Here is a 22,370-nt window from a genome sequence, read left to right on the forward strand (position 1 = left end):
GGGCGGCGCCGGGTGAAACGGAGGGCGCGGCAGACACTTCGAGAGGTTCGGTGCGTGAGCAGGCGGCGAGAAAGGCCATGCACGTGCACGCGATGACGACAATTCGTTTCATGCAGAGAATGATGGATATGAAGAAGACTATTTCAACCCACCGCGCATCAACTTTGGGGGAGGGCAGCGCCGCCTTCCCTGGTCCGGGTCAGGGCAAAGGCGATCGACATCGTGCCATTGATCGATCTTGCTGAACAACGGCCGAGGTCGCCGCTTCCGCTCAGCCGGGCTTGAATCCGATCACCATCGAGTCCGGCCCCAGCAACGGCTCGACGCGCGTGGACACGAAACCGGCGTCGCGCATCCAGGCTTGGCAGTCGGCGCCGGTGTAGTCGAACCCTCCGCGGGTCTCGATCAGCATGTTCAAGCTCATCAGCAGGCCGAAGGCGTTGCTTCGGCGCTCATCGTCGATGACGGCGTCGTAGACGATCAGGGCCCCGCCGTTCGGCAGCGCGGCGAAGGCTTTTTCCAGCAGCATCCTCTTCTCGGCAAGATCCCAGTCGTGGAGGATATGCCCCATTATGATCACATCCGCATTCGGCATCGGGCTGTCGAAGAAATTGCCCTGTTGGAAGCGGATGCGGTCGGCAAGGCCGTGCCGGGCGACGAACTCGTCAAATATCGGCTGCACGGCGGGCAGGTCGAAGCCGAGACCCTGGAGATGCGGATGAGCTCGGGCGATCACCACCGGCACCATGCCTTGCGCCGCGCCCACATCGGCGAAGGTCGTGTATTTCGACCAGTCGAACTTGGCGGCGATCGCCTGCGCCGCACCGGCGCTGATCCCGCTCATCGCCTCGAGGAACCCGCGCAGTCGTGCCGGCTCCGCATATATCGCCGCGAAGAAGTCCTCGCTGTGCTTGGCTTCGTTCTGCGGTTCTCCCGTGTGCAGGGCTTCGGTAAGCGAACCCCAGAAACCGTATAGCCGTGCATTGGCCATTTCGAGGATGCCGCCGATATAGGATGGCTTGGCCTTGTCGAGGAAGAGATCCGTATCAGTGGCATTGCGATAGCGGCCGTCCTCGCGTTCGAGCAGCTTCAGGGCCACCAGGGTGTCGAGGAAGTCGCGGGCTGAGCGGGGATGCAGTTTCAGCCTGGCCTGCAGCTCGGGCAGGTCGGCCGAGCCGGCCGCGAGCTCGGTGAAGACGCCGAGCTCGACCGCGCTGAGCATGGCTTTGGAGGCCCAGAACCCCATGCCAAGCCGCATGATGTTGTCTGGCGTGGTTGCGCCCATCGCTCGTCTCCTCGTAGATCGTGTCGTCGAACGGCACCCGGGATTGGTGCGGTAACCGAAGTGGTCCGACGGCGCTGTGAAGCAGAACGTTCCGTCTCGTCGAGGCACCCCGCAAGAAAAATAGAGCGTTTTAAGTTGGGGCACAATTAATCAAGAATCACTAGCCAAGAGCCCGCGGCTGAGCGGTGATTCCGACACCTGACGTTCACTGCGAAGTAGGCTCGCAGATCGCCGGCAACGCCTCACAAAGTTCGCCGCCCTCTGGAGCAATGCATTGTCTAGATTGTTCCCAGGCGGTGTGTTTTGCGCCATTCTTCGTATTCTGTCCGGGCATCGTCATGCAGCGGATAGTAGCGCTGCAACGAGCCGCCCTCCATAAGTTTCGCTCGCGAGAACTCCTCCCAATCGTGATGCATTTGCGATTCTTCGATTACCTTCGGGGCCATTGCGACTGGAAGCACCACCACCCCGTCATCGTCGGCGACGATGATGTCTCCGGGGATCACGGTGACACCGCCGCAGGCAATCGGAACGTTGACGGCGTTGGGATAGATGCCAGTCTGCACATGATAGTTGGGCGTCCAGCCGCGCAGCCACAAAGGGAGATCGAGCTTCTCGACATTGGGCCGATCGCGCATGCACCCATCGATCACGATGCCGGCGCCGCCTCTGCCTTTGAAATAGGTCGACATCATATCGCCAAAGACGCCCGAGCTCATGTCACCGCGCGCGTCGACCACGACCACATCGCCCTCCTGCACGTGATAAAGCACATGGCGGTGCAACTGCGTCTCCGGATCTGCATATTCTCCCTCGGTGAAAAGGTCGGGCCGCTGCGGCAGGAATTGAAGCGTCAGCGCCGGGCCGACGATGGACTTCCCGCGGCTCTGCGATACCGGGCCGACCATATGCGGATTGCGGAAGCCCATATGGCCGAGCGTACCGGCAATGGTCGCGGCGCCGATCTCCTTCAGTGCGTCGATCATGTCTCTGGGCGGTCGCGGAATATCGGGCGTATGCGTCATCTTAGGCTCCGGTGGATGAAACTACCAGTTTGTAACAGAACCGTCGCGGCGCTTGAGGTGAGGCGCTTCCCAGAAACGAAAGCTCTCCGCCTTGATCGCTTCTTCGTTGACCTCGACCCCGAGCCCCGGCAGATCGCTGACCGGATAGTCCGGGCCGTCGAGCCGTGGTTGCACGGGAAAGAAATCGGAATTGTCGAAGCCGAGCTTCGCTTCGGGCGCCCTGGTCTCGAGCCATGCGAAATTCGGCACCGCGGCGGCGAGATGGATGGTCGCGGCCGTGCAGACTGGGCCGAGGGGATTGTGCGGCATCAGGTCCACATAGTGCGCCTCGCTCCAGCCCGCGACCTTCATCGCTTCGGTGAGCCCGCCCACATTGCAGATGTCGAGCCGGTTGAACTGATGGATGCCACGCTCGATATAGGGCAGGAATTGCCACTTGCTGGCAAATTCCTCGCCGATGGCGAAGGGGATGTCGGTCATGGTGCGCAGGGATTCGTAGGCCTCTGGTGTCTCGTCTCGTATTGGCTCCTCGAGGAAATCAAGCACGCCACGGTCGAGCTTGTTACAGAAGCTCGCCGCCTCGGCCACCGACAGCCGATGATGATAATCGATGCCGAGGACGACGTCGTCGCCCAGCGCCTCGCGCGCCTTGTTCAGCATCGCTGCGGTAACGCCGATCGACTCCCGCGGCTCAAAGATGTCCTTGCTGTTTTGCCCGATGGGGAAGAAGCGGATCGCCTGCCACCCTTGTGCGCGGAGTTCGCGGGCTCGTTCGATGGCAACCTCGCCCTCGGCCTCGTCGCCGGTCGAGGCGAAGGTCGGAATGCGGTCGCGCTGCTTGCCGCCCAGCAGTTCGTAGGCTGGAACCCCCAGCGCCTTGCCCTTGATGTCGTGAAGGGCGATGTCGATCGCGGAAATCGCCGCCTGCAGAACGCGCCCGCCTTCGAAATATTGGCTGCGATAAATTTCCTGCCAAATCCGACCAGTCTGCATCGCGTCACGGCCCATGAGAAATTCGCGATAGTGTTCGATCGCACCGGCGACGGCCTTTTCGCGACCGCTCAAGCCGCTCTCGCCCCAGCCGAAGATGCCGCTGTCGGTCTCGACCTTGACCAGCATCTGGTTGCGCGTTCCTACCCATACTGGGTAGGGCTTGATCGCCGTGATTTTAAGCTTCGTCATCCACGCCCTCGTTTCACCCGCATCCGCCTGCTCTCAGTTGGCCTTGAGGGCCATTTCCGTTTCGCCGTCAAACAGATGCATTCGCTCCTGATCGAACTCGAGCCAAATCTGTTCGTCGGGCGTGACCGCAATGGTCGGCGGCACGCTGACATTGACGATGGCGCCTGATAGGAACGCCTGCACGAAGGTGACATCACCGGTCGGCTCCACCGTGTAGGCTTTGGCAGGGACGCTCCCAGGCGTCGCACTCTTGTGCAGCTTGATCGTCGAGTGGCGCGCGCCGAGCACGACTTTCTTGGTGGATGACCTTGCAACTTTCTGGGCATTTTTTGGCGAAAGCTCGAGGCGCCATCCCTCCGCGCTGATCAACACATTGTCGCCGCTTGCCGTTGATGCCTCCAATGGGACTAGGCTCATGGCCGGGCTGCCGACGAAGCTGGCGACGAACATGTTCACCGGATTGGCAAAGACCTGCGCCGGAGTATCGTATTGCTGCAGATAGCCGCCGTTCATCACCGCCATCCTGTCGGCCATGGTGACCGCTTCGAGCTGATCGTGGGTCACATAGATGATCGTCGCCTTGAGATCCTGGTGGAAACGCTTGATCTCCGACCGCATCTGCACCCGCAGCTTTGCGTCGAGGTTGGAAAGCGGTTCATCCATCAGGAATACGGCCGGATCGCGAACGAGCGCACGGCCGAGCGCCACGCGCTGCTGTTGGCCGCCCGAAAGTTCGCGCGGCTTGCGCTCGAGGAGCTGCGTCATGTCGAGCACCCGCGCTGCTTCCCTGACCTTCTTGTCGATCTCGTCGCGTGGCAGTTTGCGCATCTGCAGCGGGAAAGCCAGGTTTTTGTACACGGATTTCTGCGGGTAGAGCGCGTAGTTCTGGAACACCATTGCGATGTCCCGGTCCTTGGGGTCGAGGTCGTTGACCACCCGCTCGCCGATGACGATGTCGCCGGATGTGATAGGGATGAGCCCCGCCACAAGATTGAGCGTGGTTGTCTTGCCGCAGCCTGAAGGACCGACGAGCGCAACGAATTCGCCGTCATTGACCGTCAGCGAAACATCGTTGACAGCTTTGAAGCTGCCATAGGTCTTGACCAGATCTTTGAGGACCACGTGGGCCACCGGCAACTCCCTAGTGCTTGACCGCGCCTTCGGTGAGGGCGCGTACGAAGTATCGTTGAAGGACAAGGAACAGGACGACGACCGGCACGCTCATCATGAAGCTGGCCGCCATAAGACCCGGAAAGTCCGTCGTGTTTTCCGAGAAGAAGCGCTGGATGCCGACCGGCAGAGTCAGCTGCTCGTTCTTGGAGAGGAAGGTGTAGGCGTAGATGTACTCATTCCATGCGCCGATGAAGGAATAGATCGCGGTGGCGATGATTCCCGGTGCCGAGAGCGGCATGACGATCAGGAGAAAGGCCTGGAACCGTGTTGCCCCGTCGATGCGCGCCGCTTGTTCGAGTTGCACCGGGATGTTGTCGTAGAAGCCCTTGAGGAGCCAGATTGCCAGCGGCAGGCCGAATGTGAGGTAGGTCAGGACAAGCGACCCGTGCGTGTTCACCAGCCCGATCGCGCGCATCAGGATGAAGAGCGGCACGAGGAAGATCACTGCCGGGAACATGTTGCGAAGCAAAACGGCAAAGAACAGAAAGTTCCGGCCCGGGAAGGTGAAGCGCGAAAACGCGTAGGCCGCAGGAACGGCCACGATCACCGAAAGGATGGTCGTGGCGGTGGAGACGAAAAGGCTGTTCCAGAAGAAGCGCAGGAAGTCCTGGCCGACGCTGTTTTGCGGATCGAGCAATTTCTGGTAGCTGGCGAGGGTGGGTTGGTCCGGCCACCATTGCGGCGGAAACTGCATGGCCGCGAAGCCGGATTTGATAGAGGTGATCAACATCCAGATCATCGGTAATGCAGTGTAAAGCAGCATGAACACAAGGAAGATGCGTCCACCCCACCGCCATCCGTCGATGCGGATACGGCGACGGGCCTGGCTTCGATGAGCAGTCTCGGCGATCGCGCTCATGCGCTCCCATCCTTCTGCTCATTCCCGCTCAGCGCGCGGACGTAGAAGTAGCCGAGCGACATCAGGATCAAGAACAGCAGCACCGAATAGGCCGATGCCACCCCCCAGCGCTGGCGGCCGAAGGCGAGTTCATAAATGTGGGTGATCCAGATGTGCGATGCGTTCGAGGGCCCGCCGCCGGTCATGATCCAGGGGATGATGAAAGAATTGAAGTTGGCGACTGCCAGCAGAAGGATCGTCACCGTCGAGACGTTTCTCAAGTGTGGAAAGGTGACGTGCCAGAAACGCTGCCATGCGTTGGCTCCGTCGACTTTTGCGGCGCGCAGCAACTGGTCGGGAACGGTCTGCAGGCCAGCCATCATCATGATCATGGCAAAGGGAAACTCTCGCCAGATATTGACGACGATCAACGAGGGCAGCACTGTGCTGACGCTGTCGATGAAATTCGGCGGCCGATCGGCCCATCCGAGGCCGACCAGCACCGCGCCGATGATCCCGAAGTCGGAATGGTAGATCCACTTCCAGATGTAGGAGGCGGCGACCGCGCTGATGACCCAGGGAATGATCAGGATGGCTCGCAGAATTCCGCGGCCGAGAAAGTCGCGATGGAGCGCCAGTGCGCAGGCAAATCCCAGGACAAATGAAATGAGAGTGGATCCCAGTGTCCAGATAAGAGTGTTCGAGGTGACCTTCCAGAACACCGGACTTGTGAGGATGGCGGTGTAGTTGTCGAAGCCGACGAAGATCTTGTCCCGGAGCTGCAGGCCAGGCGGTGTATTGAAAAACGACAGTTCGATCGTGTAGTAGATCGGGTAGGCAATGACGATGAGCATCACGGCGATCGCGGGAAGCACGTACGCATAGTCAGCGCGATGCTCCAAGATGTTTCGCAGCACGCCGGACCGATCCGGTTGCAGTCTTCGGTGAGCCTCGGCCTTGCCAGTCAAGATCGTCACGGTGCGGTGCCCTTATTCTTCGGAACAAACCGGCTGCAATCGAGGTGCAGCCGGTCAGATCGTCAGGATTGACTAGAGTCCGCCGTCCATCAGGTCTTTTACCTTCTTGGCTGCGTCGTCCGCTGCTTGGTCGACTGTCATCGCCCCGGTGAGGGCGTTCTGCAGCATGTCCGGGACGATGATATTCATGATCTCAGGCGACTGCGGCAGCGCCGGGAACGGGATGCCGTAGGGCAGCATCGAAGTCGTGACATCAAGGAACTTGATGTTATCAAGACGTTCCTTCATCCACTTGGTCTTGAAGCCGTTCAGGTTGCCCGGGTTCGAGCCGGCATAGGCCATCTTCAGCGACCATTCGGGGCTCGTCCACATGCAGATGATGGCCTTTGCGGCCGGCTCGTCTACCTTGCCGCCCTCGACATATTCCGGCTTCAGGATGTGGATGTTGGAGCCGCCGAACACGACGGCACGCTTGCCGTCGGGGCCAGTCGGAATGAGGCCGTAGCGCATGTTGTCGATGACGGTCTGGGCTTTGTCCTTATCGCTGCCCGTCGTCTTCTTTTGCAGGTCGAGCATGACGTTGTAGTCGGACGGGTGCGAGATCATCATGCCGAGCTGGCCAGCGAGGAAGAGCGGTTGGTTGTCGGCCTGCTGGTTGGTGAGCGCCGAGACCGGAACCGACTTGTCGCGAACGTACATGTCGTAGGAGGCTTGCAATGCGGCCTTGCTCTGCGGGCTATTGAGCTGGACCTCCTTATAGGTCGGATTGGCGGTCGCTTCGTCGAAGACGCCGCCGCCATAGGCCCACAGCTGCGGCATGAACCGGTACGGCGTATTGCCGGCATTCTTGCGAGCCACGAGGCCGTAGCCGGCAATGCCGAGCTTGTCGTGGATCTGCTTGGAATATTTGACGACGTCGTCCCAGGTTGCCGGAGCCTTGTCCGGATCGAGGCCTGCACGCTTGAAGATGTCGGCGTTCCAGATGAACGCCATCGTCTCGTTGTTGGTTGGAATGCCGTAGGTTTCCCCCTCCCAGGTCACAGCCTTCATGGCGCCCGGCCAGAAATCCTCGGTCGAATAGCCTACATCCTCGGGCTTGAGCGGCTGCAAATAGCCCTTCGAGGCGAACTCGGTGCCGCCGAGGATTTGCAGGCGGACCGCCATGGGCGCGGCATTGCCTAAAAGCGCGGTCCGGAACTTGTCCAGCAGGTCGTTATAGGTGAGGGCTTGTTCCTCAAGCTGGATGTTTGGGTAGGTCTTGCGGAAGGTCTCGAAGAAGTCCTTGTAATACTGGCGCAGGAGGTCGGGGTCGCCCTCGAATACGCCCTGATACCAGAATGTCAGGCGGCCCTTATAGTCGAGCGGGGTAACCTTGCCGCAATCGGCCGCCGTGTCGAACTCCTGCGTGCCGGCGATGGAGCGCACATATTGCGGTGACCACTGGCTCAAGTCGACCGGCGCACTGAGCGCAGACACGGACATCAACGATACCATCAAAGCAGTGGATACAGTGCCGCGTACGACGACACCGCCGAGCGAAAGACTCGTCATAGGTATTCTCCCAGGTTTTCTCCCAAGCCGCTCTGCATCGAGGCGAGCGGTCTTGCTCCCAGGCCGTGGGATTCTCCCACTTAATGTATCCCTTCGACCTTATCATACGTTTTCATGTCGAGGATTGTCTGTCAACTGAAGAAATCGTACATTGTTTTGGGAGTTTTTGCATGATATCCCGAAAATGTATGTATGGATTGGGGACAGTCTTGACTGAAACAAGCGAATTTAAAGCACAGCCCCCTGAGGGGATCGATGCTACAGGGGCCTCGAGCGAGGGCGCGTCTGTTTACCAACTGATCAGGGACGACATCATCGAAGGGCGGCTCGCGGCCAACGAGCGGCTCGTCATCACCGATCTCGCCCGGCGCCACGGCACCTCGACCAACCCCGTGCGAGAGGCTTTGCAGCTGTTGCGCGGGGAGGGCTTTGTCACTTTCTTTCCCAACCGCGGAGCGCGCGTCCGGCCCATCGATCAGGACTTTGTTCGGGATATCTACGAGATCGGCGTTTTGATCGAGCCGTCACTGACGCGCTGGTTCGTGAATATGGCGACGGTGGAGGACATTGCTGAACTCGAACGCATCCAAAGCCTCATTGAAGAGAACAACTTTGCCGACACGGTAAGGCATAGCGAACTGGACACCGCCTTTCATACCGTCATGTACCGGAAGCACTACAACCGCCATGCCGCCGAGCTTTGGTGGAAGCATCGCGAAGTGCTTCGAGCCGTGAGCCGCCGCTTCGATTTTACGCTTGCCCGGCGTGCGGCGATCCTGAGCGAGCATCGCGAGCTCATCGCGCATGTCAAAGCCGGAAGGGCGAACGAGGCAGCCGAACTTATTGCACGCCACGTCGAAGGCTCAGGCCGACACATCCTCGAACACATGCGTGCGCGTAACGCCGCTCGCGCCGGATGAATATCGTTACCCGGAACACTTCAGGTAAAGGCAATTGAGATGAAGATCACCAGCGTTCGGCCGTGGCTAATCAAGTCCGATTCTTCCTATTGGGGAGAGTTTCTGTTTGTCGAAGTGACGACCGACGAGGGGGTGAGCGGCTGGGGAGAGATCACCACCACGACAAGGCTCGCCAATCGCGCCCTCTGCACGATCTTGCGGCAGATCGGCGCCGCTTTGATGGGCGAGGACCCGGCGCGCATCGAGTATCTTTGGCACAAGATATTCCGCAGCTTCACCTACATGGGCAGTCGCGGCGCCGCCGTCGAATGCGTGAGCGCCATCGACATAGCCCTCTGGGACATCCGGGGCAAAGTCCTTGGCAAGCCGATTTACGAGCTGTTGGGCGGGCCGGTGCGCGATGAAATCGCGCTCTACACCCATCCCAACCAGGCCAAGTTTACCAGCAAAGAGGCGGTGGTCAGGGAAATTCGAGACATCGTCGAGTCCGGTCACACAGCGCTCAAGTTCGATCCTTTCCCCTACCAGGGCAGCACCGCCGATGGACAGGCTCGCGAACAGCGGGACGGCTACCTCGATGGCAGCATGACGCGCAAGGATGAGCGTGAGGCCGCCGAGCTCACCGCCCTGATCCGCGAAACGGCGGGCTCTGATGTCGACATCCTCATCGATGCGCATGGCCGGTTCGACGTTCCCACCGCCATTCGCCTTTGTCGGAGCCTCGAGGAAGCTGCCCAGATCGACTGGTTCGAGGAGCCCTGTCCGCCGGAGAGCCTCAATGCTCTCAGACAGGTCCGCGACAAGGTCAGCGCCCCTATCTCGTGGGGCGAACGCGGCCACACGAAGTGGGATTTCGTGCCGGTGCTCGAAAACAAGCTCGCCGACTACATCATGCCTGATGTCACCTGGACCGGCGGCATTACCGAGCTCAAGAAAATATCAGCCCTATGCGAAGCCTACTACATCCCGGTATCGCCGCATGACGCCGCAGGACCGATCAACGTAGTTGCCGGAGCGCAGGTGATGATGACCGTTCCCAACTTCTACAAGCTTGAAACGTCGGAGTGGAACCTCGGCAAATACGACCACCTCATCGACACACCGCTCGATGTTTCGAACGGCAGCCTAAAGCTTACACCGAGGCCCGGTCTCGGCGTTGAAATGAACCGCGACTACCTTGAAAGCCACGAGATAGATCTGGCCTAGCAACGCTCTACGCCGCCGCCGTGTGCGGCAACGATCCCGCCGACCGAAACGAGGATAAATCATGCCAGAGGCATATGCAGCCGACGAGGCGCTCAATCGGGTCAACACGCATTCCAAGCCTTCCGAGCTTCGCATAACCGACATGCGGGTAGCCGAAATTGTCGACGCGCCGTTCACCTCGGTGCTGCTGAAGATTTATACCAACCAGGGCATTGTCGGGCTTGGCGAGGTCCGCGACGGCGCCAGCGCCACCTACGCGCTGATGCTGAAGAGCCGGCTGCTGGGTGAGAACCCTTGCAACATCGATCGACTGTTTCGCCGGGTCAAGCAGTTCGGCGGGCATGGACGGCAAGGCGGCGGCGTATCGGCGGTTGAAATCGCCTTGTGGGATCTTGCCGGAAAAGCCTATGGCGTCCCCATCTACCAGATGCTCGGCGGACGATTTCGGGAGAAAGTGCGCGTCTACTGCGATACCGACGCCGCTGTGGCGAGCGGCACCGCAACCGGCAAGCGCCTCAAGCAGCGCATGGAGCTCGGCTTCACCTTCCTGAAGATGGACCTGGGGCTGATGCAGATCGCCGATGTGCCCGGTGCCGTCGTCTTTCCCGCCGGCTCACTGGAAGGATACCGCGACCGTCCCAGCCGCGGGCCGCTGAAGACCATTGAAGAGCGGCTTGTCCGCAATGCAGCCTACGATTTGCATAACGTCCAGCATCCGTTTACCGGACTCCACTTTTCCGACAAGGGCCTCGACCTGCTCGAGCAGTACATCGCCGAGGTGCGTGAGGTCATCGGTATGCAGGTTCCGCTTGCGATCGACCATATCGGCCATATCTCGATGCAGAACGGCATTCGCCTTGCCAGGCGAATTGAGAAATACGTGCCAGCCTGGCTCGAGGATGTGATCCCGTGGCAGTATACCGAGCAGTATCGACAGCTGCAGGACTCCACCACGGTGCCGATCTGCACCGGCGAGGACATATACCTCAAGGAGGGCTTCGAGCCCCTGCTCAAGAGCGGCGGCGTCTCCGTGATTCACCCGGATCTGCTCACCACTGGAGGCATCCTCGAGACCAAGAAGATCGGCGATATGGCGCAGGACCATGGTGTTCCCATGGCCATACACATGGCGGAAAGTCCGATCGCCGCAATGGCCGCCGCGCACGTCGCGACGGCAACCGAAAACTTCATGGCGCTCGAATACCACTCCGCCGATGTCGACTGGTGGGACGATATCGTTACCGGGCTTCCCAAGCCGCTGGTGAAGGACGGCTTTATCACTGTTCCGGACAAGCCGGGCCTGGGGATCGACGACGTCGTCGACGAGGTGATCTCGCAGCATCTGCAGCCGGGGGTCACCGGCATCTGGCAGCCTACGGATCATTGGGATGATGAGTATTCCTGGGATCGCACCTGGAGCTGAACGGACGGACCTATGAAGATCACCGACCTGCGCTGTGCCGTTATCGGCAAACACCCGATCGTCCGCATCGTCACGGACGAGGGCCTCTATGGCTTGGGCGAAGTCGAATTCACCAAGGCCTATCTCAAGCCCTGGGTGCTGCATTTCCGCGAGGCGCTGATCGGCGAGGACCCGACCGACGTCGAGAGAGTGATGCTGAAGATCCGCCAGCGCGGCTCCTTCAAGCCATACGGCGCGGCGGTGAGCGCGATCGAGCATGCGCTGTGGGATATTGCCGGCAAGGCCGCGGGCGTGCCGGCCTATAAGCTGCTCGGCGGCAAGGTGCGGGACAAGGTGCGGGTCTACAACGGCTCGGTCCGCCGGAAACGCTCCGGCGACCGGCCGGAGGATTACGCCGCTGACGTCAAATGGATGATGGAGCAGCCGCAGAACTTCTTCATGATCAAGCAAGGAATCTCCTTCCACTCCAACATGAAGGACACCATCGAGGGCTTCCACTACGGGGTGACGCAGAGGAAGGCCGGCTATCACGGTGCCATGGATCAGGGCGCAATCAGTGAGCGGGGTTTCAATCACATGCTCGACTGCGTGATCGCGATGAAGGAAGTGCTGGGCGATAAGGTCAGCCTGGCGCTCGACTGCGGCCCGGGCTGGATGCTGCCAGATGCGATCAGGTTCGCTCGCGCGGTCGAGAAGTACAATTTGATGTGGCTCGAGGACATGCTGACCGGCGACTACGTGCCGTGGGTCAATCCGCAGGCCTACCGGGAACTGACAACCTCCACTTCGACACCGATCCACACTGGTGAGCAGATCTACCTCCGGCACAATTTCAAGGAACTGATCGAGACGCAGGCAGTCCGCGTTATCGGCCCCGATCCAGCCGATATTGGCGGCATCGCCGAGCTCAAATGGGTCGCCGAGCATGCCTACATGCACTCGATCCTGATGGCACCGCACGGCACTGCCAACGGGCTGCTCGGTCTCGGCGCGCTGATCAATGTCTGCGCCACGTTGCCGGCAAATTATGTCGCCTTCGAATATCCGACTGCTTCGGACCCCTGGTGGGAGGATCTGGTCATCGGCTTGCCACCTGAGATCGTCAAGGACAGTATGGTGGATCTACTGGAAGCGCCGGGGCTGGGCCTCGATATCGACGCTGAAGCGGCAAGGAGATTTCTCCGGGAAGAGGATGCGGGCTTTTTCGACTGAACCTTGCTCCACCTGCCGTGCCTCCTGTCGGGCGCCAGGAAACAGGGCTTGCGCCAGTCCTTAAATGCCCGACCCGTCCAGTTCCTCGTCGTCCTCGCCTTCCCAGGGCGAGGGCATCGAGGTGCGATTGGCCGAGGGCATCGGCATCCAGCACTTCAACTCCGGCTCGGCATATTCGATGATGTGCCCGGGCGAGGAATCCGAGGCGCGCCAGCCTTCTCCACCGAACTGATCGCCATGCGACCAGTAGGCGAGATCGACTTCCGCCGGCCCCTGTTCGGACGCACGGATCGTCACCAGGATGCGGCTGCCGTCTCTCGGTGCGCTTGCCATCTGGCGCCAGCGGTCTTGCTCGTCCATCATGTTCCTCCTGCCTTGCTGCAGTGCAAGTGTTGCTTCGCCAACGAAAACGGTCAACTCAAACTTTGGGAAAACCATCGCCCGTTGATCGACAACCGCGGCTGCGTGACGGAGATGACCGAAGCCCAAGCGTTGGAGGCGGCCGAAGAGATGGGCATCCCCGTCGCCTGAGCGGCGTTGACGCTTCTTTATCGAAGCCAGAGGGAATGCATCCGAAGCGTAGGAATCCGATGTGCCGCGCAGCCCCGTGGAGCTGCGCGGCACTGTCCTCAGTTCTTCTCGCCGAGTTTTCGGTCAAGAAAGTCGTGAATGAGCGGCGCCATTACGTCCAACTTGTCCTCCAGCGCGAAATGGCCGGTATCGAGAAGATGCAGTTCGGCATCCGGGAGATCACGGAGATAGGGATGCGCGCCTTCGGCCGGGAAGATCTTGTCGTTCTTGCCCCACACGATCAGCGTCGGCGGCTTGTGATCGCGGAAGAAGGCCTGGAATTGCGGGTAAAGCGGCACATTGGTGCGATAGTCATAGAAGAGATCCAGCTGAATGTCCTTGTTGCCGGGTCGATCGAGCAGCGCCTGGTCATGAACCCAGTTGTCGGGGCTGATGCGGCTCAGATCGCTCATGCCGTCCGTGTACTGGAATTTCGTGGTCTCGAGGGTGACCAGGCCAGAGAGCCCGTCGCGGCTTTCCTTCGAGCCGTCAGCCCAATATTTTTTGATTGGGTCCCAGAATTCGCGAAGGCCCTCATCATAGGCGTTGCCGTTCTGTACGATGAGAGCCGTCACGCGATCCGGATGCTTCAAGGCGAGGCGATAACCCACCGGCGCACCATAATCCATGACGTACATCGCATATTTTCTTGCACCAAGCTGATCGAGCAAACCGTCAACAAGGTCGGCATAATGACCAAAGGTGTAGGCGAATTTGGTGTGGTCCGGAGCGTCACTCTGCCCGAAGCCAGGATAGTCCGGTGCGATGACCCGATAGCGATCGGCGAGAAGCGGCATCAGATTGCGGAACATATGCGAAGACGTCGGGAAGCCATGCAGCAGAACGACGACCGGGCCGTCCTTTGGGCCTGCTTCGCGGTAGAAGATGTTCACACCATCGACCGTTGCGGTCCGATAGTTGACCGTGATGGCAGCCCGCTGGACAATGGCGGCTTGGGCGGGCGTGGGCGATGCCGCAAAAGACATCGGGGCAAAGCTGACGGTTGCCAGCATCAGGGTCATGATCAGGCGTTTCATGGCGGTCTCCTTCGGGTTTGAGGCGGCAGCTGCGGCTGCCTTGGAGATCAACATAGCCTTCCACGAAAAAACGATAATCCGCTCAATGCGGAACTGATAATTACGGTGTGTGTAATAATCGGAGGTACGGCCCCTGCTTGATTCAGGAGCTGTGTCCCAACATTCCGGCCCGCAATGCTGAGATCTGGCGCTCAAGGCGGCTGGCGATTGCGGCGGTGGCGCTAGTTCAACAACCGGTTTTCGCGCAGGCGGGCCGTTGCCATATCCACGAAGGCCCGTACCTTGGCAGGCGCGTGCCGCCCTTCCGGATGAAGGATGTGGATGGGCATTGGCGGCTCTTCAAAGTCGCTGAGGACGATCTGCAGCTCCCCCGCCAGCAGCGCCGGGCCGATCTGGTAGTGCAGGACTCGGGTCAGTCCCCAACCTGCGCGGGCGGCTGTGATGACGGCGTCGTTGGTGTTGCATTGTAGAAGCGGGTCGATCGTCACCCGCTGATCGTTTGCAAAACGCCATTCCGGCGATGCCCAGGCGCTTGTGGAGGCCGCGATGCGATGGTTCTTGAGGTCGGCCGGCGTGATGGGAACGCCGTGCGTCTCGAGGTAGCTTGGAGAGCCGCAGATCACATGCCGAACAGTTCCGACCTTTATCGCCGAGAAGCCTGAATCCCGCAGGTGGCCGATACGAACGGCGACGTCGACCCCTTCTTCGACAATATTGACCGGGCGATCGATGAAGAGGGTCCGTGCGTGCATGGTCGGGAAGGTGTTCAGGAACTCGGTCACGATGGGCAGCACATACATCTGCCCGAACAATGCTGAAGCCGTGATCGCCAGCGTCCCCGTCGGAGTGGCGTAGGAGCCACCCGCCGCAGCCTCTGCTTCGGCGATATCCGCCAATATGCGGCGGCAATCCTCGAAATATCGTGTGCCTGCCTCCGTCATCTTGACGGAGCGTGTCGTGCGAACGAAGAGGCGGGCGCCAATCAGATCTTCAAGCGCCGCGACGGCGCGGGTGACAGCCGGTGCACTCATATGCATGTGGCGCGCGGCATCTGCAAAACTTCCGGTTTCTGCAACCCTGGCAAAAATCCGCATTGCCTGCCATCGATCCATTCGCCCCTCAAAGATTGCTTGTGTTGCTCTCACGTGACCATCGGCCAGATATGTATCAATCGAGAAAGAGATCGAGCAAGGCCATTTCGAGACTGATACCAATGACATGACTGGAAGCGTCACGAAAGGATGGCGGTGGCTATGCCGATCGCAACAGAGATGGGTCGATATAGGACGCCGCCAGTTTTTCGATGTCGGCACAGGTTTGCCCATCTATGCCGGCTTTCATGGCGCGCTCGCGGTGTTCGGCGTCGGGTGCGAGCGCCACGGCTATCGCCTTGGACAGTTGGAAGTCGAAGCTCGAGCCCTTGCGGGCCATATCGATTTCAGCCCCGGACATGCCGAGTGCCTTAGCGTCTTTTTCCTGCTGATGAGCGATATCGGGATCGCCACGTCCGGCGGTAAGCGCGAGCTCGATCGACAGCCGTGCGCGCGCATCGAGCTTGAACCCTGCCATGGTGGCGACCTCCTTGATCTGGACCTGGCGTTAGAAGCCGAAGTCACTCAAGCCGGGGTGATCGTCCGGCCGGCGGCCGAGTGGCCATCGGAACTTGCGCTCGGCCTCGGAGATCGGGTGCTCGTTGATGCTGGCATGGCGCGTCCGCATCAGGCCGTCCTCGGCGAATTCCCAGTTCTCGTTGCCATAGGCACGAAACCACTGACCGCTGTCATCGTGATACTCATAGGCATAGCGAACGGCGATGCGGTTGCCCTGGAAAGCCCACAGCTCCTTGATCAACCGGTAATCGAGCTCGCGGTTCCATTTGCGCCTGAGGAAAGCTTCGGCCTCGGCGCGATTGGTCGCGAATTCGACGCGGTTGCGCCAGCGCGTATCGAGTGTATAGGCGAGCGCCACCTTGGCGGCATCGCGGCTGTTCCAGCCATCTTCGGCAAGGCGGACCTTTTCGATGGCGCTCTGTTCATTGAAAGGGGGAAGTGGCGGACGAGACATGGTCGGTTCCTTTATGGGCTGGAATGGAGAGTGCGGCGGTGGTCGCCACGCGGCGACCACCGTCCGTTATTCATGTTGCAAGGACGATGAAGGTTGAAAAAGAGCAAGATGCTGTTGCGTCGGATGCATCAATGGGAGCCGTCAGAGTTCGAGCTGGATCTGGTTTTCCTCATCACTCTCCTGTTCGGCAGGAACCGAGCAGCACAGCAGCACTTCGCCTTCGCCAATCGCTGCCGTCGGCTCCTTGATGTAGGTCACCGCACCCTTGATGAGCTTGGTCCGGCATGTGCCGCAATTGCCTTCCCGACAACTGAATTCCGGGCTGAGGCCGCGCGCTTCCGCCAGCTCCAGCAATGTGCCAGCCTCGGGTGTCCAGCGGGCTTCCTTCAACGATCCCATGAAGGCGACCGGTACGGGCTGTGTGGATGGCGGTCGACGGGCTGGCGCGGCCACCCCGACGTCCAGCGTCCGCTTCAGGGATGACGGGCCGAAAGCCTCCGCGTGAATGCGCCCATCGGCAATATTGTAGTTGCGCAGGCCATCGTAGAGTGACTGCGTGAATTGCGGCGGGCCGCAGAGATAGAAGTCATAATCGTTGAATGGCAGATGGCGGGTGAGGAGTGACATATCGATCCGCCCGGTGGCGTCGTAGTCGGCGCCTTCTTCGGCGCCTGTGACATCGCTCAAGACCCGGATCAGCCTCACGGCGCCTCGCGCGGCGTCGACAAGCTCGGCGATTTCCCGGTCGAAGGGACGCTCCTGTCTGGAACGCGCCGCGTGAAAGAGAATGATCGGGCGAATGCGATGCTTGCGCAGCCCCTCGTAGACAACGTGGCGCAGCATGGCGAGCAGGGGCGTGATCCCCACGCCGCCGGCAAGCAGCACCGCCGGACGGGTCACGCGGACGTCAACGGTAAAGCCGCCGGCCGGCGCGCGCGCCTCGATCGTGTCGCCGACGCTGATATGATCGTGGAGATAGCCCGATACTGCGCCATCGCGCTTGACACTGATACGATAAAGGCCGTCCGAGGGTGCCACCGACAGGGTGTAGGTTCTGATGACAGGCTTGTCCGCGCCGGGAAGGCTGATGCGGATCGGCAGATGCTGGCCGGCGACATGGGGCAGCAAACCTGCCCCATCGCTCGGCTGAAGGTGAAACGAACGGATGGAAGCGCTTTCCTCCACGATCCTGGTCACGGTGAGCGGGCGCCAGCGGGTGGCGAGTTCGGCAGCGCGCAGCCGGTCGGCCGCCTGCGCCCAATCGCCGGTCATCAGCGAATTGGCGGACCAGCCCTCGTCGCGGAAGGACCAGCGCAGGGCCAACGCGTTCCTCCGGCGGACGATGCGGCGTGCCTTGAACGTCCACAGTCGCTCGGCGCCCTGGAAGGCAGCTATCTCCGGTGAATCGAGGATAAGCTCGGCGTCGCCGGTCATCTGCAGCATGTCGCCGCTGGTATAATCAACGAAGACAAGCCCGGCCTTGCCGTTCAACAGGATGTTGCCGAGCGTTGCGAAAAAGAGGTTGCCGTCGAAGTCCGGGATCGTCATTGACCCGTCGTCGGCAACGCGAACGAAGCCGGCCTTGCCGCCGCGATGCGACACGTCGACCTGACGGCGATCTTCGCGATCGGCATAAGAGGCGACGAAGAATGCATCCGCTGCCGCGATCATGGCGCGCGCAGCATCATCGAGGTCAGGCAGGTCTTCAACGGTGCCGGCAAAATCTTCGCCGGGATTTCGAACGAATTCGAAATCCCGGAGCTGAATGTAGCGCGGGCAGTTTCCAAAACTTTGGTCGACATCGACACGGAAGCCATCGGGCAAATTGGAGACGAAGCCGTTCATGCGGTTGCGCCGCCTTGTGTGCATCTCGATGCCAAGCAGGCCAATGGGCAGGCCCTCCGCCAAACCCTCGCTTGCCGGGTCTCTGGCATCTCTCCTGGCCGCAATATCCAGGGTCGTCGGCGATGGAGAGGACATGAAGCCCGGACGCCCTTCAAGGAAGGTCGCCCAGACGTCGCCGCGGCTATCGACGCTGCCGAGCACGATGAACGGCAGCTGAGCGTAGAAGTCGCGGTGCTGGTCCGGCATGTAATCGCGAATGACACGTTGGCCGACGGCCGCCATGCGTTCGGCGACGCCCACCTTCTGCTGAATATAGGTCTCGCCTTCATGCCAGACCGGCAGCGTCTTCAAGGTCTCATTCATGTCCGTCTCTCCTCGAAAATGAAGATCGGGCGCATGCAGCCGCACGCCCGTGTGCTGGCGTCAGGCGGCTAGGCCAACCGGTGTTTGAACGAACGGGACGAAGCCCGGCAGCGCTTCGATACGACGAAGGAACGCGTTGACGGCGGGGTAGGTGGAGAGATCGACGTTGCCTTCCGGTGCACGGGCCACATAGCTGTAGATCGCCACGTCAGCGATCGTCGGCCCATTGCCGACGAGCCAGTTGTGATCGGTAAGCTGGCTTTCGAGGTTGCGGAGCAGGGCATGGGCGCGAGCGATAACCTCTTCGGGATTATACTTGGCGCCGAAGACGGTGATCAGCCGTGCCGCTGCCGGACCATAAGCCACTTCACCGGCGGCAACCGACAGCCAGCGCTGGACGGCGGCGGAGCCTTTGGCGTCTTCGGGAAGCCAGTCCGTGCGGGTCGCTTTCTTTGCGAGGTAGACCAGGATGGCGTTGGAGTCGGCGATCACGACGTCACCATCCTCGAGCACCGGCACCTGGCCGAACGGGTTGAGCTTGAGAAATTCGGGCTTCTTGTGTGCGCCGGACTTCAGGTCGACTTCGACCAGCTCGTGAGGCAGGCCAAGCAGCGAGACGAACAGACGTGCCCGATGCGAGTGACCCGAAAGAGGGTGATGATAAAGTTTCATGATGCGCTCCTGCGAACTCTTCCGGCCGGGTCCATTCCCGATCCGCATGCCGAAGGTGCGATAGGCGGCCGTCAATGAGAACGGCCGCGTTGCGCAGTTCATAATTACAGATGACGCAATAATTCCGAAAAGCTGCCGGCGGGATCGACGCGACCTGACGTAAACTGCAGGGCCACGACTTCCTATTGATTATGACCCCCGAGCTTCGGAGCCCTTTGCGTTGTGTGATCCAGGCGTGCTGCGTGCGTTAAGAACTTTGTTCAGCGGCGCGGCCATTGCATTTCGATCGCGCAACGAAATGATGTCTTGCCTGGATAACGTCTTCACCATCAGGACGCTTTGTCGGATTCTGCCGCCTGGAACAAGATTTCACGGGTGACAGAAATGTACGACGACATCATGATAGCCGAATGGATTGAAGCTACGCTCACGGCGCAGGCCATGCTGCCGGACGGAAATAATCTGGCAGAGCATCCCCAGGGTCCGAGCCGTAGCCCTAGCGAGCGTTTTCTGACCGACAACGATTATTTTGAACGCCTACGAAACACGTATGAGCAACTGCTAGCGCACTAAAGCGCCAGCCGTAGCTCCGTAACTGACAATATACGCGAGATCGATGATCGCTGGCGCCGCCGCCGCAGCAGTCTGCTGCCGCGAAGTCCCGGGTCGATCACGCCGGATACTTTTTCATCTCTTCCCAATTTTCCCACGTGCTTGCCAAAAAACCACAATTGCCTCACTTAGTTCACACATCCGCCCTCGGCATTAAGAATTGGATCAAGACTGAATGCGCATAGCCTATGTTTTTCTCGGTGCATTTCTTGCACTCGCCCCGTCCGCCTATGCCGAGGTCGCAGCGCCGCCGGTTTTGAAGCCGTTGACGCGGCAGGCGCAGGCGGCTGAGCTCAGCGCGCAATTTCTCTCGCGATACAGCTACAAGCCGGTTCCGCTCGACGATGCCTTGTCGGGCAGGGTGATGGATCAGTTCGTCAAATCGCTTGATCCCGACCGCATGCTCTTCCTGCAGGCCGACGTCGACAAGTTCATGTCCGACCGCAGCGAGATCGACGACGCCATCGAACGACAGGACCTGAAGATCCCGTTTGCGATCTTCAACGCCTATCAACAGCGCGTCGTCGACCGCATGACCTATGCGCGCAGCTTGCTCAAGCAGGGCTTCGATTTCAGCGGCAAGGAAGATTATGCGGTGCTGCGCGACAAGGCACCCTGGCCGCAGTCGGAAGCCGAGAGCAACGATCTCTGGCGCAAGCGCGTCAAGAACGACTGGCTGCGGCTGAAGCTCGGCGGCAAGGACGACGCGGCGATTCGCGAAACCCTCGACAAACGCTATGAAAACACGCTCGAGCGCGCTTACAAGTTCAAGAGCGACGACGTCTTCCAGTCGTTCATGGATGCCTATTCGAACTCGATCGACCCGCATACGGATTATTTCGGCGCGGCGGCTTCCGCCGACTTCAATGTCTCGATGAAGCTTTCGCTGTTCGGCATCGGCGCGGTGCTGCAGGAGCGCGACGATTACACGACGATCCGCGAACTCGTGCCCGGCGGGCCGGCGCAACTCTCCGGCAAGCTCGCCGTCGGCGACCGCATCACCGGCGTCGGCCAGGGCAAGGACGGGCCGATCAAGGAAGTGGTGGGTACACGCCTCGATGAAGTCGTGCAGATGATCCGCGGCAAGAAAGGTTCGGTGGTGCGGCTCGACATCCTGCCGGCCGATGCCGGCGCCGATGGCGTGCATCGTGTCGTCAACCTGGTGCGCGACAAGATCAGCCTCGACAAGCAGGCGGCCAGGAAAGCCGTGCTGTCGGTGAAGGCGGGCGAGACCACGCGCAAGATCGGCATCATCACCCTGCCGGTCTTCTATGAGGATTTCGAAGCCAAGAACAAGGGCGACAAGGACTACAAGAGCGCCAGTCGCGATGTCGCCAAGCTTCTTGAGGAACTGAACCAGGAAAAGGTCGACGGCGTTCTCATCGATCTGCGCAACAATGGCGGCGGTTCGCTTGACGAGGCGATCGATCTCACCGGCCTCTTCATCGGCAAGGGGCCGGTCGTTCAGCAGCGCGCCGGCAACGGCAAGATCGAGGTCAAGAGCGCCGACCTGACAACGCCGGCCTGGACAGGTCCCTTGGGGGTTCTGATCAACCGCGGCTCGGCCTCGGCTTCGGAGATCTTTGCCGCGGCGATCCAGGATTACGGCCGCGGCGTGATCATCGGCGAGCCCAGTTTCGGCAAGGGCACGGTTCAGACGGTCGTCGATCTCGACCAGGTGGTTCACAACAGCAAACCCGAATTCGGAGAGCTGAAGGTGACGATCGCCCAGTTTTTCCGGATCAACGGCGGCACGACGCAGCTGCGCGGTGTCACCCCCGATATCAGCCTGCCCGCATTGTCCGATCCCGCGAGCTTCGGCGAGACCAGTTATGACAATGCCCTGCCGTGGGCGGAGATCAAGCCGGCGAAATATGCGCCGGAAGGCGATGTTACGGCATTGCTGCCGGCCTTGCAGAGCCGCCATGATGCGCGGGTCAAGGGCGATCAGGATTTCCAGCGTCTGCTGCAGGACATCGCCGATCTGAAGGCGCAGCGCGAGAAGGGCGTCGTTTCCCTGAACGAAGCCGAGCGCCGCAAGGAAGCGGCGGCCCGGGAGGCGCGGTTCAAGGCGCGGGCCGAAGCCGGTGATGGCGAAGATCTTGCCGGCGACGACGGCCTGCAGGCGGACGAGCGCAGCCTGAGCGCCGATATCGCCATGGAAAACGCCCGCAAGAAGGCGAAGGACGTCCTGCTCGACGAAGCCGCCGCCATTGTCGGGGACGAGGCGGATTTGCAGGGCGGCGCTGTAGAGGCCGCCACGAAGCCGTCGGGAAAGGCGGAGCAGAAATAGGCGTAACCGGCGCCGATAACCGTATTATGTCGCTTGGAATGCCCTAACGCTTTGATGATGCGAGATGTCCGTTTAACGACAGTTCGATCGACTCAACGTCGCGGCGGTATCGGTTGCCTCAT

Annotated in this window: 20 protein-coding genes; 6 read left to right on the forward strand and 14 right to left on the reverse strand. The window is 60.5% G+C overall.

The features are described 5' to 3' along the window. Positions 1–271: 271 nt before the first annotated feature. The 7 genes from HJC00_RS04510 to HJC00_RS04540 all read right to left on the reverse strand — a co-directional run bounded on the left by HJC00_RS04510 (position 272) and on the right by HJC00_RS04540 (position 8,031). Positions 272–1,285 carry a methyltransferase gene (locus tag HJC00_RS04510; RefSeq protein ID WP_221163680.1) on the reverse strand — a complete coding sequence of 338 codons (1,014 nt, stop codon included), beginning with the start codon at positions 1,283–1,285 and terminating at the stop codon, positions 272–274. 278 nt (positions 1,286–1,563) lie between these two features. Beyond that, positions 1,564–2,310 carry a ribonuclease activity regulator RraA gene (locus HJC00_RS04515; RefSeq protein WP_210632574.1) on the reverse strand — a complete coding sequence of 249 codons (747 nt, stop codon included), beginning with the start codon at positions 2,308–2,310 and terminating at the stop codon, positions 1,564–1,566. A gap of 21 nt (positions 2,311–2,331) precedes the next feature. Further along, entirely contained in the window at positions 2,332–3,492 is a 1,161-nt protein-coding gene (locus tag HJC00_RS04520) for a mandelate racemase/muconate lactonizing enzyme family protein (RefSeq protein WP_210632575.1), read from the reverse strand. A gap of 33 nt (positions 3,493–3,525) precedes the next feature. Continuing rightward, positions 3,526–4,623: an ABC transporter ATP-binding protein gene (locus HJC00_RS04525; protein WP_210632576.1), complete on the reverse strand. Its 1,098-nt coding sequence runs from the start codon at positions 4,621–4,623 to the stop codon at positions 3,526–3,528. Between the two features lie 10 nt (positions 4,624–4,633). Then, positions 4,634–5,524: a carbohydrate ABC transporter permease gene (locus tag HJC00_RS04530; RefSeq protein WP_210632577.1), complete on the reverse strand. Its 891-nt coding sequence runs from the start codon at positions 5,522–5,524 to the stop codon at positions 4,634–4,636. After that, positions 5,521–6,480, reverse strand: coding sequence for a carbohydrate ABC transporter permease (locus HJC00_RS04535; RefSeq protein WP_210632578.1), 960 nt, complete (start codon positions 6,478–6,480; stop codon positions 5,521–5,523). Before HJC00_RS04535 ends, HJC00_RS04530 begins: the two co-directional genes overlap by 4 nt. Positions 6,481–6,552: 72 nt before the next feature. Further along, positions 6,553–8,031: a sugar ABC transporter substrate-binding protein gene (locus HJC00_RS04540; protein ID WP_210632579.1), complete on the reverse strand. Its 1,479-nt coding sequence runs from the start codon at positions 8,029–8,031 to the stop codon at positions 6,553–6,555. Between the two features lie 209 nt (positions 8,032–8,240). Between HJC00_RS04540 and HJC00_RS04545 the strand changes: the two genes are divergently transcribed. The 4 genes from HJC00_RS04545 (at position 8,241) to HJC00_RS04560 (ending at position 12,792) form a co-directional block, all read left to right on the forward strand. Continuing rightward, positions 8,241–8,951, forward strand: a complete 711-nt coding sequence (locus HJC00_RS04545) for a GntR family transcriptional regulator (protein ID WP_210632580.1) — start codon at positions 8,241–8,243, stop codon at positions 8,949–8,951. 39 nt (positions 8,952–8,990) lie between these two features. Beyond that, positions 8,991–10,157 carry a mandelate racemase/muconate lactonizing enzyme family protein gene (locus HJC00_RS04550; protein ID WP_221163681.1) on the forward strand — a complete coding sequence of 389 codons (1,167 nt, stop codon included), beginning with the start codon at positions 8,991–8,993 and terminating at the stop codon, positions 10,155–10,157. A gap of 61 nt (positions 10,158–10,218) precedes the next feature. Further along, positions 10,219–11,580, forward strand: a complete 1,362-nt coding sequence (locus HJC00_RS04555; RefSeq protein WP_210632582.1) for a mandelate racemase/muconate lactonizing enzyme family protein — start codon at positions 10,219–10,221, stop codon at positions 11,578–11,580. A 12-nt stretch (positions 11,581–11,592) separates the two neighbouring features. Beyond that, positions 11,593–12,792, forward strand: a complete 1,200-nt coding sequence (locus HJC00_RS04560; RefSeq protein WP_210632583.1) for a mandelate racemase/muconate lactonizing enzyme family protein — start codon at positions 11,593–11,595, stop codon at positions 12,790–12,792. Positions 12,793–12,852: 60 nt separating this feature from the next. Here HJC00_RS04560 and HJC00_RS04565 read toward each other — a convergent pair whose 3' ends face one another. From HJC00_RS04565 to HJC00_RS04595, 7 genes are all read right to left on the reverse strand, one after another. Further along, positions 12,853–13,152, reverse strand: a complete 300-nt coding sequence (locus HJC00_RS04565; RefSeq protein WP_210632584.1) for a hypothetical protein — start codon at positions 13,150–13,152, stop codon at positions 12,853–12,855. 269 nt (positions 13,153–13,421) lie between these two features. Beyond that, the gene (locus tag HJC00_RS04570) at positions 13,422–14,399 is read right to left on the reverse strand and encodes an alpha/beta fold hydrolase (protein WP_221163682.1); all 978 of its coding nucleotides are present in this window, start codon (positions 14,397–14,399) and stop codon (positions 13,422–13,424) included. A gap of 221 nt (positions 14,400–14,620) precedes the next feature. Continuing rightward, positions 14,621–15,511 carry a LysR family transcriptional regulator gene (locus HJC00_RS04575; protein ID WP_210632650.1) on the reverse strand — a complete coding sequence of 297 codons (891 nt, stop codon included), beginning with the start codon at positions 15,509–15,511 and terminating at the stop codon, positions 14,621–14,623. Between the two features lie 139 nt (positions 15,512–15,650). After that, positions 15,651–15,968, reverse strand: a complete 318-nt coding sequence (locus HJC00_RS04580; protein WP_247241788.1) for a hypothetical protein — start codon at positions 15,966–15,968, stop codon at positions 15,651–15,653. Positions 15,969–15,998: 30 nt separating this feature from the next. After that, on the reverse strand, positions 15,999–16,463 hold the full coding sequence (locus tag HJC00_RS04585; protein ID WP_221157944.1) for a DUF1348 family protein: 465 nt from the start codon (positions 16,461–16,463) through the stop codon (positions 15,999–16,001). A gap of 141 nt (positions 16,464–16,604) precedes the next feature. Then, the gene (locus tag HJC00_RS04590; RefSeq protein ID WP_221163683.1) at positions 16,605–18,671 is read right to left on the reverse strand and encodes a pyridoxamine 5'-phosphate oxidase family protein; all 2,067 of its coding nucleotides are present in this window, start codon (positions 18,669–18,671) and stop codon (positions 16,605–16,607) included. A 60-nt stretch (positions 18,672–18,731) separates the two neighbouring features. After that, a complete protein-coding gene (locus HJC00_RS04595; RefSeq protein ID WP_210632588.1) occupies positions 18,732–19,343 on the reverse strand; it encodes a glutathione S-transferase family protein in 612 nt (203 codons plus the stop codon). A gap of 384 nt (positions 19,344–19,727) precedes the next feature. On the opposite strand from HJC00_RS04595, the gene HJC00_RS04600 reads away from it, so the two are divergent. Continuing rightward, positions 19,728–19,916, forward strand: coding sequence for a hypothetical protein (locus HJC00_RS04600; protein ID WP_221163684.1), 189 nt, complete (start codon positions 19,728–19,730; stop codon positions 19,914–19,916). 214 nt (positions 19,917–20,130) lie between these two features. Next, positions 20,131–22,248, forward strand: coding sequence for a carboxy terminal-processing peptidase (locus tag HJC00_RS04605; protein ID WP_221153298.1), 2,118 nt, complete (start codon positions 20,131–20,133; stop codon positions 22,246–22,248). Positions 22,249–22,370 lie beyond the last annotated feature (122 nt).

The organism is Rhizobium sp. NLR22b (assembly GCF_019685295.1).
In the GTDB taxonomy this organism is placed as follows: Bacteria; Pseudomonadota; Alphaproteobacteria; order Rhizobiales; family Rhizobiaceae; genus Rhizobium.

Bases quoted from the DNA above. Each gene is read 5' to 3' on its own strand.
- HJC00_RS04510 (WP_221163680.1), bottom strand. From the start codon at position 1,285: ATGGGCGCAACCACGCCAGACAACATCATGCGGCTTGGCATGGGGTTC.
- HJC00_RS04515 (WP_210632574.1), bottom strand. From the start codon at position 2,310: ATGACGCATACGCCCGATATTCCGCGACCGCCCAGAGACATGATCGAC.
- HJC00_RS04520 (WP_210632575.1), bottom strand. From the start codon at position 3,492: ATGACGAAGCTTAAAATCACGGCGATCAAGCCCTACCCAGTATGGGTA.
- HJC00_RS04530 (WP_210632577.1), bottom strand. From the start codon at position 5,524: ATGAGCGCGATCGCCGAGACTGCTCATCGAAGCCAGGCCCGTCGCCGT.
- HJC00_RS04540 (WP_210632579.1), bottom strand. From the start codon at position 8,031: ATGACGAGTCTTTCGCTCGGCGGTGTCGTCGTACGCGGCACTGTATCC.
- HJC00_RS04550 (WP_221163681.1), top strand. From the start codon at position 8,991: ATGAAGATCACCAGCGTTCGGCCGTGGCTAATCAAGTCCGATTCTTCC.
- HJC00_RS04555 (WP_210632582.1), top strand. From the start codon at position 10,219: ATGCCAGAGGCATATGCAGCCGACGAGGCGCTCAATCGGGTCAACACG.
- HJC00_RS04560 (WP_210632583.1), top strand. From the start codon at position 11,593: ATGAAGATCACCGACCTGCGCTGTGCCGTTATCGGCAAACACCCGATC.
- HJC00_RS04565 (WP_210632584.1), bottom strand. From the start codon at position 13,152: ATGGACGAGCAAGACCGCTGGCGCCAGATGGCAAGCGCACCGAGAGAC.
- HJC00_RS04570 (WP_221163682.1), bottom strand. From the start codon at position 14,399: ATGAAACGCCTGATCATGACCCTGATGCTGGCAACCGTCAGCTTTGCC.
- HJC00_RS04575 (WP_210632650.1), bottom strand. From the start codon at position 15,511: ATGGATCGATGGCAGGCAATGCGGATTTTTGCCAGGGTTGCAGAAACC.
- HJC00_RS04580 (WP_247241788.1), bottom strand. From the start codon at position 15,968: ATGGCAGGGTTCAAGCTCGATGCGCGCGCACGGCTGTCGATCGAGCTC.
- HJC00_RS04585 (WP_221157944.1), bottom strand. From the start codon at position 16,463: ATGTCTCGTCCGCCACTTCCCCCTTTCAATGAACAGAGCGCCATCGAA.
- HJC00_RS04590 (WP_221163683.1), bottom strand. From the start codon at position 18,671: ATGAATGAGACCTTGAAGACGCTGCCGGTCTGGCATGAAGGCGAGACC.
- HJC00_RS04595 (WP_210632588.1), bottom strand. From the start codon at position 19,343: ATGAAACTTTATCATCACCCTCTTTCGGGTCACTCGCATCGGGCACGT.
- HJC00_RS04600 (WP_221163684.1), top strand. From the start codon at position 19,728: ATGTACGACGACATCATGATAGCCGAATGGATTGAAGCTACGCTCACG.
- HJC00_RS04605 (WP_221153298.1), top strand. From the start codon at position 20,131: ATGCGCATAGCCTATGTTTTTCTCGGTGCATTTCTTGCACTCGCCCCG.